Consider the following 12,444-nt stretch of genomic DNA (forward strand, 5'->3'; position numbering starts at 1 on the left):
CGGCGGCCGCCCGTTCCCCGAGCGCCGTCCCCGGCCGAAGCGCGCCGCGCCGGCGGCGTCCGACGATCTCTGCTGGGGGCGCAATCCCGTGCTGACGCTGCTGGAGCACCGGCCCGAGCTGTGCCGCAAAGTCTTTTTGCTGGCGGGCGCGCAGGACGAGTTCCGCGACACGGTGGCGCGCCTCTGCGCCGACGGCCGCATCCCGCTGGATTTTGTCGAGCGGGAAGAATTGGAACGGCTGAGCGGCGGCGCGGTCCATCAGGGCGTGGCCGCCCGCGTGGCGCCGATCCCGCCGGCCGATCTCGACGGCGTCGTCGACGCGCTGGATCCCCAGGCGCCGGCGCTGATCGTTCTGCTCGACCATTGCCAGGATCCCCACAATCTCGGCGCGGTGATCCGCACGGCCGAAGTGGCCGGTGCCGCCTGCGTCGTCTGCCAGAACGATCGTTCCGCCACCGTCAACGGCACGGTCGTCAAGACCAGCGCCGGGGCGGCGTTCCGTTTGCCCGTGGCGCAGGTGGTCAACGTCGGCCGCGCCGTGGAGCGCCTTAAGCGAAAAGGTTTCTGGGTCGTGGGCTTGGATCACCGCACCGACGAGACCGTGTGGAGCAGCGCGCTGCCGGAACGGCTGGCGCTTGTCGTCGGTTCCGAAGGCGAAGGCATTTCGGCGCTGACGGCGAAAAAATGCGACATGCTCGTCAAGTTCCCCATGGCGGGGCGCACCGGCAACCTCAACGCCAGCGTCGCGGCGGCGCTGGGCATGTTCGAATGGGTACGTTTGTACGGCTGCGGCGCGAAAGCGTCTGAATAAAATTCGCTGGGAGGCGTGTGTCATGAACGTGAAAGAGCTTCGCCCGATCATTATCGGCGGCGGCAATCTGGGCGGCGCTGTGGCGCGCGGGCTGTTCCGCGCCGGCGTCAGGCCCGTGGTGGTCCAGCATCGGGGCGCGAAATTCGACGCGCTTGCCGGCGACGGCGTCGAAACGGTCGCTACTCTGGCCGAAGCCGCGCCGCGGGGCAGCGGTCCCGTTTTCATCGCGCTGAAACCGTGGCTGGTCGAAAGCTACTGCGCGGAAAACGCGGCGCTGCTGGCCGGGCGCGCGCTGGCTTCCTGCGCGGCGCTGGTCAGCCTTGAACTGTTGGAAAAAGCGGCGCCGAACGCCCGCTGGGGCCGCGTGATGCCGAACATCGCTTCGGCCGTGGGAGCCGGATTTACCGGCATCGTTCGCGGCGGCTGGACCGAGGCGGAATTTGAGGAAGTGCGCGGGCTCTGCGCGCTTTTCGGCGACGCGGTGGCAGTGTCCGAAAAGGACCTGGACGGCGTCGTCTGCCTTTCCGGCTCGGCGCTCGCCTACGTGCTGGAGCTGCTGGAAGGCTTTATCCAGGGCGGCCTGGCCGTGGGCATGAAAGGCGACCTGTCGCTGCGCGCCGGCGTGGCTACACTGGTCGGGGCGGCCGAGCTGGTGCGGCAGAAGAACGTTCATCCTGCCGTACTGAAAGACGCCGTCTGCACGCCCGGCGGCACGACCATCGCCGGACTGCGCGCGCTGCAAAAGGCGGGCTTTCGCAGCGCCTTTGTCGAAGCGTTGGTCGCCACCGCGGAAAAAGCCCAGGCAGGCGCCGCCGCTTTCGAAAAAACGCCTCGATAAGAATCTGTGATAAAAGCGACGCCGCGGAGAGCAGACGATGTTCTCCGCGGCGTCGCTTTTATACTAATTCTTGATAGAAAGTGTTAACATAGTTCTCCGGGCGCCGCGAATCAGCGCTTGTCGTAGCTTTCGCAGAGATGCTTGAACTCCCCGTAGCCCTCTTCGTCCAGCTTGTCGTAGGGGATGAAGCGCAGCGCCGCGCTGTTGATGCAGTAGCGCAGACCGCCTTTGTCGCGCGGCCCGTCGTCGAAAACGTGCCCCAGATGGCTGTCGCCGGTCTGACTGCGCACCTCGGTCCGGCTCATGCCGTAGCTGTCGTCGTGACGTTCGGCGACGGCTGCCGGATCGATCGGCTTTGAAAAGCTGGGCCAGCCGCAGCCGGAATCGAACTTCGCCTCAGACGAGAACAGCGGCGCGCCGGTGGCGACGTCGACGTACAGCCCCGGCTCGCGGTTGTCGAAATATTCGTTGGCAAACGGGCGCTCCGTGGCGGCTTCCTGCGTGACGGCGTACTGAGTCGGCGTCAGCTTTTTTCTGAGCTCGGCGGCGGACGGCTTGGCGTATTTCCTTTCGGGGGCGGGAGGCGCCTTCGCTTTCAGCCCGTCGAGCGCGCTGAAGTCGACGTGGCAGTAACCGCCCGGGTTCTTCTTCAGATAGTCCTGATGGTACTCCTCGGCCGCGAAGAAGTTTTCCAGCGGCGCCAGTTCCGTGACGATCTTCTGTTTATACTTTTTCTGCTCGGCGGCGAAGATCCGCTCGAGAGGTTCGCGCTCGGCCGCGTCGGCGTAGTACACGCCCGTGCGGTACTGCCGGCCGGCGTCGTTTCCCTGCCGGTCCCGAACGGTCGGGTCGATGATGTGGAAAAACTGTTCCGTCAGCGTTTCCAGACTGACGAGCCGCGGGTCGTAACTGACGCGCACGGCCTCGGCGTGCCCCGTGAGCCCCGAGCAGACTTCACGGTACGTCGGGTTTTCCGTGTGGCCGTTGGCGTATCCGGACACGGCGTCGCGCACGCCGGGAATGCGCGAAAAATATTCTTCAACACCCCAAAAACAGCCGCCCGCAAAATATATTTCTTTCAGATTTTTCATGTCCTCTCCTTCGTTTTTCGTCACAAGAGTTTCCGCCCGGACGCCGCTTGTCCGGGGCAAGAGCATGGCCGAAAACAACGCCGTCAGCACTACGAGAATCGTTCTTTTCATGAGTTCCTCCCATCCGATGTCAGCGCGTTCGCCTTTCGCTTCATGCGGGCGCCGATCTTTGTGTTGAGACTATTATACTTTAATGTCCCGGGAATGTCCGAGCTCGCAGGTGACGCACTTTTCAGGGTTGACAGAAGCGGGCGGAGAGAGTAGAATTCCTCATGTTCGGCGTTATCGGGTGATTAGCTCAGAGGAAGAGCGCTTCCCTGACACGGAAGAGGTCACAAGTTCGATTCTTGTATCACCCACCATGTGTTCTTCATACGCCCCCGATAAAGGGTGATTAGCTCAGAGGAAGAGCGCTTCCCTGACACGGAAGAGGTCACAAGTTCGATTCTTGTATCACCCACCATGGCTTCGAGAGCATCTTTTCAAGGTGCTCTTTTTTTGTAGAGAAAAATATAGATTGAATTTCTGTCTTGATGATTCTAATACAGTTCCAAATTGATTTTTTTAAAGTTGAAACTGTTGTAAAATAGTGCGGAGCGGTATAGTATAAGGCGGTGAAAACATGATTGCCGGTGTCGGAATGGATCTGTGCGGTGTGGAGCGCATGCGGAAGGCCTGCGAGAGCGAAGCTTTTTGTCGAAGAGTTTTTACCGAAGCGGAATTGTCTTACGCGGCGGGAAAAAAATCGCGCGCCTGTCATCTTGCCGCGGCGTACGCGGCGAAGGAGGCCTTTGCCAAAGCGACCGGTTTGGGATTGGCGAAGCTGGGGCTTCACAGCGTGAGCGTCCGTCATGACGGGAACGGTCGCCCTTTTCTCGTTCTCGATCCGCAGGCGCCGGCGCTGGAGCCGTATCGCCGGGCGCGTTTTCATCTTTCGCTCAGCCATGACCGCGGCATCGCCGCCGCCGTGGTGATCTACGAGACGGAAGGAGTCTGATGGCCGTGATCCCGTGGTACGCGAACGAAAAAGTGAGAGCCCTTGACGCGCGGCTGATCGAATCCGGCGTGCCGGGCCTGGAACTGATGGAGCGCGTCGGCCGCGGCGTTGTCGATTTTATCCTGAAGCAGCCGCTCGCTCGTTCGGCGCTGATTTTGGCGGGCGCCGGAAACAACGGCGGCGACGGTTTCGTGATCGCCCGGCTTCTGATGGAAGGCGGCTGGAAAGTGACGGTGCTTCTCAGTCATGAAGCCGCCCGTTCCCAAGGCGACGCTGCCGTCAATCTGACGAAGCTCGGGAAGATGCCGGTGCCGGTCGTTGAAAGTCGTACCCTTGACGAAGCGGCGTTAACAGAGCTTTTGGATTCGCACGATCTTGTGATCGACGCGCTTTTGGGCACCGGCGCGGCGGGCGCGCCTCGCGGCGAAACGGCCCGTTTGATCGCGGCGGTCAACCGGCATCGCTTTGGCCGTCATGTGCTGGCGGTGGACATTCCCAGCGGCACGGAAGGCGGCGAGGGCATCGAAGCGCAGTGGACCTGCACGGCCGGCGGCCGGAAGCTGCCGATGGCGACAGGGTACGGCGCGGCGCTGGCGGGAGAGACGGTTCTGATCCCGTTGGGCGAGAATTCCGCGCCGCTGCTGGGAGTTCCCGACGCGCTGGAGCTGGAAGAGGGCGACGTGCGAAGTTTTCTTCCCCGTCGCCGGAGCGACGATCACAAAGGCCGCCGCGGCGGCGTGCTGCTCGTCGCCGGCTCGAAGCGCTATCGCGGCGCAGCGCTTCTGGCGGCGCGCGGCGCTTTGCGCGCCGGTGCGGGGCTGGTGGTGCTGGCCTCGGTTCCGGAAGTTCTGGATGTTCTCGCCGCGTCGCTTCCGGAAGCGATCGCCGAACCGCTGGACACTCCGGGCTCTCTTGAGGCGGTCATGCGGAAATGGCGTCCCCGCTGCGCAACGCTTTTGATCGGTTCGGGGCTTGACCGCGACGACCGCGCCCGCGAGCTGTGCCGGATTGGCGCGCAATGGGACGGCCCGTCCCTGTGGGACGGCGACGGCCTGTACTGGCTGGGCAAAGATGATATAAAACCCGCGCGATGCTGTCTGACGCCTCACGAGGGCGAAGCGGCGGCGCTCCTCGGCGAGCGATTGCCCGTGCGGAACCGCTTCGAGGCAGCCGGTGATGTGGCGCGGCAATATGGTCCCGTACTTTTGAAAGGGTACCGCTCGCTCGTCGCCGGCCCGGAGCAAACGCCGTGGATCGTGTCGCGCGGGGACCGAACCTTGTCCGTGCCGGGGTCGGGCGACGTGCTTGCGGGCGCTTGCGCGGCCCTGCTGGCCGCGGGAGTTCCCGCGGAAAAGGCGCTGGCGTTGGGCGCATGGTGCCACGGCGCGGCCGGAGAGGCTCTGGGCCGTATGAAAGGGCAAGACGGCGTGCTGGCTCACGAAGTGTCCGATCATCTGCCGGCGATTTTGAAGGAGCTGAACGGAGCGTGCTGACGATAAAAAAAGAGCCGGACGGACGAAGCTGTTTTTCGCTCGACGGGCTTGACGACACGCGGGCGTTGGGAGAAAAAATCGCCGCCGTCCTGCGCCCCGGCATGACGCTGTTGATGAGAGGGGAGCTGGGCGCCGGCAAGACGACGCTGGTGCGCGAACTGTGCCGCGCGCTGGGCTGGAAGCGGACCTGCAGCCCGTCTTTCGCGTTGGTCAACGAGTACGCGCGGGCGCGGATCCCGGTCGCGCATGCCGACCTGTACCGTCTTGAGCATGTCGACGGCCGGGACCTTGGCTTCGACGAGTATCTTGACAACGGCTGGGTGCTGATTATCGAGTGGCCCGAGCGCCTTGCCCACGCCGATTTCGAAAACGTCTGGCGTTGCGAGATGTCTGTGTCTGCCGCGGGCGAAAAACGCCGCTTCCGCGTCGCTGCTGTAGGCGAGACGGCGCGGAACGCTTTGGCGCAACTGGAGAAGGCGTGTTTATGAGCGACGTCATCTTATCCATAGATTGTTCCAACCGCTGGTCCTGTCTGGGACTGGCCGTTGACGGAAAGATTGCCGGCGAGCGCAATCTCGACCTTGGCCGCGCGCAGGCGGCCCGTCTGCCTCTTCTGGTGGCGGAACTGCTGGCCGGGTGCGGGCTGAACGTACGGAACGTGACGTGCGTCGCGGCGACGGTCGGTCCCGGTTATTTTACCGGCATCCGCATCGGCATGGCTTACGCTGCCGGCCTGGCCTTCGCCCTTGGCATCGAAGTGGTGCCGCTGAGCAGCTTGGAGGCGGTGCTCCGTTCCTGCCCGGGTTGGGATCGCGGCGTGAAGGCGCCGTTGATCGCCGCGTCGCGCGAGCTGGCTTTTTCGAGCGCTTATAGGGACGGTCGCCCTGTGCTGGTTGAAAAAGAACGCGCATACGAGGAACTTTTATCGGAACTGCATGAGATTTCGTGTGATTTTGAGATGTGGTCGGTAAAAGATGCGCGCTTGTTTGCCACATCATCCTGTGAGGGCGTACAGCACATTGCAAACCCGAGCGGCGCGGCGCAAGCCGCGCTGGCGTTGGAGCGTCTTCATACAAGTATAAAGCCGGACGAGCTGCGGGCTCGCTATCTGCGCGAACCCGGCCTCGGCCGTTCTTTATAGATTTTGTTTTTTGTTGTAAACGGGGGAAGCTTTTTTATTTTTTCTGGAGGTGAAGGTGTTGGCCAAGAAGTTTGATGTATCTATCAACAAAACTTGGTGCAAGGGATGCGGTTTGTGCGTTTCCGTTTGCCCCAAGAAAGTTCTTGCCCTGAACGACAGAGTGAAGTCCGAGGCTGTACATCCGGAAGAGTGCATCGGTTGCAGATCGTGCGAAAATATCTGCCCCGATCTTGCGATCACTGTGCGAGAGGATGGGACGAAATAATGGCTGAGATCAAATTCTGGCAGGGCAACGAGGCCGTCGCGTTTGGCGCGCTGGCGGCAGGATGCAAATTCTACGCGGGGTATCCGATTACTCCCTCGACGGAAGTCATGGAGACGATGGCTGTCGAACTGCCCAAGGTCGGCGGCGTCTTCCAGCAGATGGAAGACGAGCTTGGCGCCTGCGGCTGCGCTATCGGCGCTTCCATTGCCGGCGTCAAGTCGATGACGGCCAGTTCCGGCCCGGGCTTCACGCTGAAACAGGAAAACCTGGGCCTGGCGTATGAAGCCGAAATTCCCCTGGTTGTCGTCGACGTCATGCGCGGCGGCCCTTCCACGGGACTTCCCACGCAGGGCGCCCAGCAGGACGTCATGCAGGCCCGCTGGGGTACGCATGGCGATCACGGCACGATCGCCCTGGCGCCCGCTTCAGTGGAAGAGTGCTATACGTTGACGGTCGAGGCGTTCAACCTGGCGGAGCGTTTTCGCCAGCCCGTTCTTATCATGAGCGACGCCGAAATCGGCCACATGAGGGAAAAGTTCGTCGTCCCCGATCCCGAAAGTCTGAGGGTCGTCGATCGCAAGAGACCTTCTGTCGATGCGGAGCACTTCGTGCCCTATCAGGCCGATCCCGAAGACGACGTTCCGCCCATGGCCGGCTTTGGCGACGGGTACCGTTGGCATGTGACGGGGCTGACCCATAACGATTGGGGATTCCCCACGACCGATCCCGGCGACATCGACAAGAAAATGCGCCGTCTGATGCGCAAGATCGAACGTTTCCGCGACGACATCGTCAAATTCGATACCGTCGAGGCGGAAGACGCCGAAATCCTGGTAGTCTCCTACGGCAGCGTTTCCCGTTCCAGCATCCGCGCCGTGCGCGACGCTCGCGCGCAAGGCGTCAAAGTCGGGCATTTCCGTCCCATCACCCTGTGGCCTTTCGCCGATAAGGAATTGGAGCGCTTGGCCCGCCGCGTCAAGACCATCATCGTGCCCGAACTGAACTGCGGCCAAATGGCGCTTGAAGTCGAGCGCGCCGTTCACGGCAAGGCCCGTGTCGTGCCGCTGAATCGTGTGGACGGCGAGCTCTTCCAGCCCACCGAAATTTTCAACAAGATCGTCGAGGAGGCCAAATAAGATGCCCAGCAAAGAAGTCTTCGAATGGATGCGCCCTCGCTTTTTCCCTCATATGTGGTGCCCCGGCTGCGGCCACGGGATCATTCTCAACGCGCTTCTGCGGGCCGTCGTCGATCTGAAGCTTGATCCTACCCAGACCGTTTTCGCGTCCGGCATCGGCTGTTCCAGTCGCCTGCCCGGCTACGTCAACGCCTGCACGCTGCACACCACTCACGGCCGTTCGCTGGCCTACGCCACCGGCATCAAGATGGCCAAGCCTCAGCTTGCCGTGATCGACGTCATGGGCGACGGCGACTGCAGCGCCATCGGCGGGAACCACTTTATCCACGCCTGCCGCCGCAACATCGACATCACCGCCATCGTCATGAACAACAACATCTACGGCATGACCGGCGGCCAAATGTCGCCGACGACGCCGATCGGCGCCATCGCCAAGACGGCTCCCTATGGCGTTACCGATCCCTCCTTCGACATCTGCAAGCTGGCGGCCGGCGCCGGAGCCACATTTGTGGCCCGCACCTGCGTGGCCAATCCGCGCGACGTCGAAAAGACGATCACGCTGGCCGTGAAACATCACGGCTTCTCCGTGGTCGAAGTGGCCGGTTTTTGCCATACCCAGTACGGCCGCTACAACAAACTGAAAACTCCCATCGTCAACATCGAGTATCTCAAGCAGCATCTCGTTCCCGCCAAGAAGGCCGCCGAGATGTCGCCCGAAGAACTCCAGGGCAAGATCGTGACGGGCGTGTTCGTCGATACCGAGCGCGCCGAGTACACCGATCAGTACAAGGCTCTTCTTGAGCGCGTTATGGCTAAGTAGGAGGCGCTTCCATGTCCAAACGTTTTGAAATCTGTCTGGCCGGTTCCGGCGGCCAGGGCGTCATCACCGCGGCCATCATGGCCGGTGAAGCCGCGTCCATTTTCTGCGACGGCCTTTACGCCGTGCAGACGCAGAGCTACGGCCCCGCGGCCCGCGGCGGCTCGGCGAAAGCCGAAGTCGTGATCTCCGACGAGCCTATCGATTACCCCAAGCCTATCAATCCCGATCTGATGATCTGTTTGACCGGCGGCGCCGCCGACAAGTACGCCGGCGACGTGAAGCACGGCGGCCGTTTGATTCTCGACAGCTTTGCCGTCGAAGAGGTGCCGGTGGTGGATGCGAACATCTATCAGCTTCCCATCATCCAGACGGCCCGCGACAAGATCGGCCGCGAGATCGTCACCAACATGGTCGCTCTCGGCATGATCGCCCGCGTGCTTGAGCTCGAGGGCATGATGAAACCCGAAGCCGTCCGCAAGGCCATGCTCGACCGCGTTCCCAAGGGCACGGAAGAATTGAATTCCAAGGCCTTCGACGAAGGCTACAGCATGTTCAAGGACGCTCCCGCCCATATGCAGTAAGTTCCGGGCGCAGAAATAGAAAATCCTCCGCTCTGTTTCGGGCGGAGGATTTTTTGTGCCGTGCGCGCATCGGCCGGGAGAATATTCCCGACGGAACGGGTATAATGGGCGAAAGAAAAGAGAACAAGGGAGGTCCCACATGGAACAACTTTATATCGACAGAATGAACTCCGCCGGTCAGGGGATCGGCCGGGCCGCCGACGGGCGGACCGTGTTCGTGGAGGGAGCGCTGCCGGGGGAAACGGCGGTCATCGCCGTGCGGCAGGAAAAGAAAAGCTACATTCAGGCGCGCGTCGAGCGCGTCGTGGAAGCCAACCCGGAGCGCCGCGAACCGTCCTGCCGCTGGTACCGCAGTTGCGGCGGCTGCCAGCTCCAGCACGCCGAATATACGTTGCAGTGTCAGATCAAAGCGATGCTGGCCGCCGACGCCCTGCGCCGCATCGGCGGCTTCGAGATCGACGGCGAGATCCCCTGCGTGCCCTCACGGAACGAATGGCGTTACCGCAACAAAGCCTCCTTCCCCGTGCGCGCTCGCGGACGTGCCGGCGACGTCGGCTTTTTCAAACGCGGCTCGCACGAGATCGTTCCCGTCGACCGCTGCCCGGTCATCTGCGACCGCGCGAACAAACTGTACGCCGTCGTCAAGAACATGATCAATTACGGCCGCTTCTGCTGCTACGACGAAAAGAGCAACAGCGGCTGGCTGCGGCACGTCGTCATCCGCAGCGCCCGCGACGGCGAGGAACTCCTGCTGATCCTCGTCGCCGCCGCCCGGCCCGAGGGCGGCGCGCTCGAGTCGCTCGAACGGCTCTACGATCATCTCAAAGAGCGCTTTCCGGAACTGCGCGGGCTTGTCGTCAACGTCAATCCCGACGAGGGCAACGTCATCATCGGCGCAGAGTCCGTGCTCGTCAAAGGCGAAGACCGCCTGACGGAGCGGCTGGGAAATTTCAGACTGGATTACGACGGCACGTCGTTCTTTCAGGCGAACCCGGGGCAGGCGGAACAGCTCTTTGCGTATGCCGCCAGCCTGGCGGAAGGACAGAACCTGCTCGAACTCTACTGCGGCGTCGGCGCGCTGACGGCGTTCCTGTCTCGGAAAGCGAAGACCATCAGGGCGGTGGAAGTATGGGCCTCCGCCGTCGCGCTGGCCCGGGAAAACGGCGAGTCCAACCGGATCGAAGGGCTGACCGTGCTTCAGGGCGCGGCGGAAAACGTCGTTGCCCCCGCCGATCTCGAAGGCATCGACTGCGTCGTCGTCGATCCGCCCCGCGCCGGCTGCGACAAAAGCCTGATCGAGACCATCGCCGCCAGCCGCGTGCCGCGCGTCCTCTACATCTCCTGCAACCCCGCCACCCTCGCCCGCGACGCCGCCCTCCTGCGCGACGCCGGCTACGTCCTCGACATGGACAGCCTCAAAGTCTTCGACATGTTCCCGCAGACCTGTCATGTGGAGACGGTATGTTTATTGTCCAAACTCCACGAGGCGAAGCATCATGTGAGTGTGACATTGGATATGGATGAGATAGATATCACTTCTGCAGAAAGCAAGGCTACTTACGAGGAGATTAAGGAGTATGTGGCTGAGCATAATGAAGGGATGAAGGTAAGTAGTCTTTATATAGCGCAGGTGAAGAGGAAGTGTGGATTAGAACTTGTAGAGAACTTTAATCTGCCAAAGTCGGAGGATGCAAAACATCCACAGTGTCCTAAGGAGAAGGAAGATGCTATTGTGGAGGCTTTGAAGGCTTTTCAGATGATATAGTGGTCTATTATAATTTGTCACGGCACATTAGGAAAATTTGTTCTGAAACTCGCATGAACACTGGCTTTTTCGGCGTCAGAAATGCATTTGGAACGGAAAAATGAATATGATGGATCCCCCGGGTCGTGGATATGACATTTTGATGATGTTGTAGAAGTGAGCTGGTGGATTATAATTTGGTTATAGATAATTCAATTTAGTTATTTGGAAGGGAAATGACTAAATTGGGATGATGTACTCGTATTATTATTCCGATAAAAGAATATAATAAAAACAATGGGAGGAGAAGACATATGCGTGGGGCAAGATGTATAAAACAGTTACTTGAGCATAGTAAAAAATCATATATTTCAGCAATTGATACATATAACAGAATTGGATCTGTTTGTAGAATTGAAGGTTTTGTTTTTTACATGACTAATGCTTGGGAGCTTATTCTTAAAGCAAGAATGATACAACTATCTGGCGATGTGAAATGTATTTACAGTAAAACTAAACATGGAAATCGACAAGACACGAAGAGCATAGATGAATGCATTAAATATGTTTTTCAGAATGAAATAGATCCTGTTAGAAGAAATATAGAGTGGATTTCTGAATTGAGAAATGAAGCTGTGCATTTCATGATTTCAGAACTAGAAAGCATATATATCTCATATTTTCAATCGTCGGCAATCAATTACAGTGGATGTCTTGAAGAGTGGTTTGCTATAGATATTAATAAAGAATTTGATTTCCCGATTTTATCTTTATTTACTCTGACTGTAGATAAGATAGTTGATGTAAAAACATTAAAGGGTAAGTACGATAAGAATGTTATTGATTTTGTAGTAGAACAGCAAACCCTAGATAGAGAGATTAGAAAATCAGATATTGATAACACAAAGGCTCGAATGTACGTCCCAGTTGAATATAAAGCTGCAATTGTAAAGAATCCAAATGATGCAGATATGCTGTTTGGAAAAGAGGGAGATAAGAGGACACATTTGCTATTTGTTGACACACCTAAAGATGTAGATAAGACACATCCATATGTATTTGCAGATGTGAATCACCGGCTTCAAGAAAAGTTTGATTATTCTGTATTCCCATTAAAAGGCAAATTACAGGCGCATGATCTTATGTGTGTTACAACTGTGAACCACTTAAATGACAACCAGAGATATGTATACAGATTAAAGAAACCAGTTGTTATTAGATATTCAGAGCTTTTTATGAACTATATGATTGCTAATATAGAAAAGAATTCTAAATTTCTTTTTACGATGAGAGAAAGATATAGGAAAGAAAAGTCGAAAGAGAGAAAATAGGAGAACATGCTATGGAGTACATGACAACCGTAGAAATGTCAAAAATCTGGGATATTACATCCAGAAGAATTGGTGTCCTTTGTTCTGAAGGACGTATAGATGGTGCAATTAAGAAGGGAAAGACTTGGTTAATACCAGCCGGTACAGAGAAGCCAGCTGATGCTAGGTAGAGGAAGAACTGAAACCCGGCAGCTTA

General features: G+C 58.6%; 14 protein-coding genes and 2 tRNA genes. 15 read left to right on the plus strand and 1 reads right to left on the minus strand.

What is annotated here, in order from left to right; translation table 11 throughout:
* Together rlmB and HMPREF7215_RS11525 are read left to right on the plus strand one after the other, a co-directional pair.
* On the plus strand, window positions 1-811 hold an 811-nt coding region (gene rlmB / locus HMPREF7215_RS11520; RefSeq protein WP_009166089.1), incomplete at its 5' end, for a 23S rRNA (guanosine(2251)-2'-O)-methyltransferase RlmB.
* Window positions 812-833: 22 nt separating this feature from the next.
* A complete protein-coding gene (locus HMPREF7215_RS11525; protein ID WP_009166090.1) occupies window positions 834-1,649 on the plus strand; it encodes a pyrroline-5-carboxylate reductase family protein in 816 nt (271 codons plus the stop codon).
* Between the two features lie 110 nt (window positions 1,650-1,759).
* Here HMPREF7215_RS11525 and msrA read toward each other — a convergent pair whose 3' ends face one another.
* Window positions 1,760-2,851, minus strand: a complete 1,092-nt coding sequence (msrA, locus tag HMPREF7215_RS13990; RefSeq protein WP_009166091.1) for a peptide-methionine (S)-S-oxide reductase MsrA — start codon at window positions 2,849-2,851, stop codon at window positions 1,760-1,762.
* 176 nt (window positions 2,852-3,027) lie between these two features.
* Here msrA and HMPREF7215_RS11535 point away from each other — a divergent pair.
* The 13 genes from HMPREF7215_RS11535 (at window position 3,028) to HMPREF7215_RS12960 (ending at window position 12,418) form a co-directional block, all read left to right on the plus strand.
* Window positions 3,028-3,102 (plus strand) — tRNA-Val (locus HMPREF7215_RS11535).
* Between the two features lie 26 nt (window positions 3,103-3,128).
* Window positions 3,129-3,203 (plus strand) — tRNA-Val (locus HMPREF7215_RS11540).
* A 159-nt stretch (window positions 3,204-3,362) separates the two neighbouring features.
* Window positions 3,363-3,737, plus strand: coding sequence for a holo-ACP synthase (gene acpS, locus HMPREF7215_RS11545; protein WP_009166092.1), 375 nt, complete (start codon window positions 3,363-3,365; stop codon window positions 3,735-3,737).
* A complete protein-coding gene (locus tag HMPREF7215_RS11550; protein WP_009166093.1) occupies window positions 3,737-5,230 on the plus strand; it encodes a bifunctional ADP-dependent NAD(P)H-hydrate dehydratase/NAD(P)H-hydrate epimerase in 1,494 nt (497 codons plus the stop codon). Before acpS ends, HMPREF7215_RS11550 begins: the two co-directional genes overlap by 1 nt.
* Complete coding sequence (gene tsaE / locus HMPREF7215_RS11555) at window positions 5,224-5,718, plus strand: tRNA (adenosine(37)-N6)-threonylcarbamoyltransferase complex ATPase subunit type 1 TsaE (RefSeq protein WP_009166094.1); 495 nt, start codon at window positions 5,224-5,226, stop codon at window positions 5,716-5,718. The genes HMPREF7215_RS11550 and tsaE overlap by 7 nt, the downstream gene beginning before the upstream one ends.
* Complete coding sequence (gene tsaB, locus HMPREF7215_RS11560) at window positions 5,715-6,371, plus strand: tRNA (adenosine(37)-N6)-threonylcarbamoyltransferase complex dimerization subunit type 1 TsaB (RefSeq protein WP_009166095.1); 657 nt, start codon at window positions 5,715-5,717, stop codon at window positions 6,369-6,371. Before tsaE ends, tsaB begins: the two co-directional genes overlap by 4 nt.
* A 58-nt stretch (window positions 6,372-6,429) precedes the next feature.
* Window positions 6,430-6,636, plus strand: coding sequence for a 4Fe-4S binding protein (locus tag HMPREF7215_RS12950; RefSeq protein ID WP_083798342.1), 207 nt, complete (start codon window positions 6,430-6,432; stop codon window positions 6,634-6,636).
* Entirely contained in the window at window positions 6,636-7,772 is a 1,137-nt protein-coding gene (locus tag HMPREF7215_RS11565) for a 2-oxoacid:acceptor oxidoreductase subunit alpha (RefSeq protein WP_009166097.1), read from the plus strand. The genes HMPREF7215_RS12950 and HMPREF7215_RS11565 overlap by 1 nt, the downstream gene beginning before the upstream one ends.
* A 1-nt stretch (window position 7,773) precedes the next feature.
* Window positions 7,774-8,592: a 2-oxoacid:ferredoxin oxidoreductase subunit beta gene (locus HMPREF7215_RS11570; RefSeq protein WP_009166098.1), complete on the plus strand. Its 819-nt coding sequence runs from the start codon at window positions 7,774-7,776 to the stop codon at window positions 8,590-8,592.
* A gap of 11 nt (window positions 8,593-8,603) precedes the next feature.
* On the plus strand, window positions 8,604-9,173 hold the full coding sequence (locus HMPREF7215_RS11575; protein ID WP_009166099.1) for a 2-oxoacid:acceptor oxidoreductase family protein: 570 nt from the start codon (window positions 8,604-8,606) through the stop codon (window positions 9,171-9,173).
* Window positions 9,174-9,312: 139 nt separating this feature from the next.
* A complete protein-coding gene (rlmD, locus tag HMPREF7215_RS11580; protein WP_009166101.1) occupies window positions 9,313-10,938 on the plus strand; it encodes a 23S rRNA (uracil(1939)-C(5))-methyltransferase RlmD in 1,626 nt (541 codons plus the stop codon).
* Between the two features lie 293 nt (window positions 10,939-11,231).
* Window positions 11,232-12,248: a DUF3644 domain-containing protein gene (locus HMPREF7215_RS12955; protein WP_009166102.1), complete on the plus strand. Its 1,017-nt coding sequence runs from the start codon at window positions 11,232-11,234 to the stop codon at window positions 12,246-12,248.
* An 11-nt stretch (window positions 12,249-12,259) separates the two neighbouring features.
* The gene (locus HMPREF7215_RS12960; protein ID WP_083798343.1) at window positions 12,260-12,418 is read left to right on the plus strand and encodes a helix-turn-helix domain-containing protein; all 159 of its coding nucleotides are present in this window, start codon (window positions 12,260-12,262) and stop codon (window positions 12,416-12,418) included.
* The last annotated feature ends 26 nt before the right edge of the window (window positions 12,419-12,444 follow it).

Source organism: Pyramidobacter piscolens W5455 (assembly GCF_000177335.1).
GTDB lineage: Bacteria > Synergistota > Synergistia > Synergistales > Dethiosulfovibrionaceae > Pyramidobacter > Pyramidobacter piscolens.

Coding starts and splice junctions, on each gene's coding strand:
- HMPREF7215_RS11525 (WP_009166090.1), top strand. CDS start 834: ATGAACGTGAAAGAGCTTCGCCCGATCATTATCGGCGGCGGCAATCTG.
- msrA (WP_009166091.1), bottom strand. CDS start 2,851: ATGAAAAGAACGATTCTCGTAGTGCTGACGGCGTTGTTTTCGGCCATG.
- acpS (WP_009166092.1), top strand. CDS start 3,363: ATGATTGCCGGTGTCGGAATGGATCTGTGCGGTGTGGAGCGCATGCGG.
- HMPREF7215_RS11550 (WP_009166093.1), top strand. CDS start 3,737: ATGGCCGTGATCCCGTGGTACGCGAACGAAAAAGTGAGAGCCCTTGAC.
- tsaB (WP_009166095.1), top strand. CDS start 5,715: ATGAGCGACGTCATCTTATCCATAGATTGTTCCAACCGCTGGTCCTGT.
- HMPREF7215_RS11565 (WP_009166097.1), top strand. CDS start 6,636: ATGGCTGAGATCAAATTCTGGCAGGGCAACGAGGCCGTCGCGTTTGGC.
- HMPREF7215_RS11570 (WP_009166098.1), top strand. CDS start 7,774: ATGCCCAGCAAAGAAGTCTTCGAATGGATGCGCCCTCGCTTTTTCCCT.
- HMPREF7215_RS11575 (WP_009166099.1), top strand. CDS start 8,604: ATGTCCAAACGTTTTGAAATCTGTCTGGCCGGTTCCGGCGGCCAGGGC.
- rlmD (WP_009166101.1), top strand. CDS start 9,313: ATGGAACAACTTTATATCGACAGAATGAACTCCGCCGGTCAGGGGATC.
- HMPREF7215_RS12955 (WP_009166102.1), top strand. CDS start 11,232: ATGCGTGGGGCAAGATGTATAAAACAGTTACTTGAGCATAGTAAAAAA.
- HMPREF7215_RS12960 (WP_083798343.1), top strand. CDS start 12,260: ATGGAGTACATGACAACCGTAGAAATGTCAAAAATCTGGGATATTACA.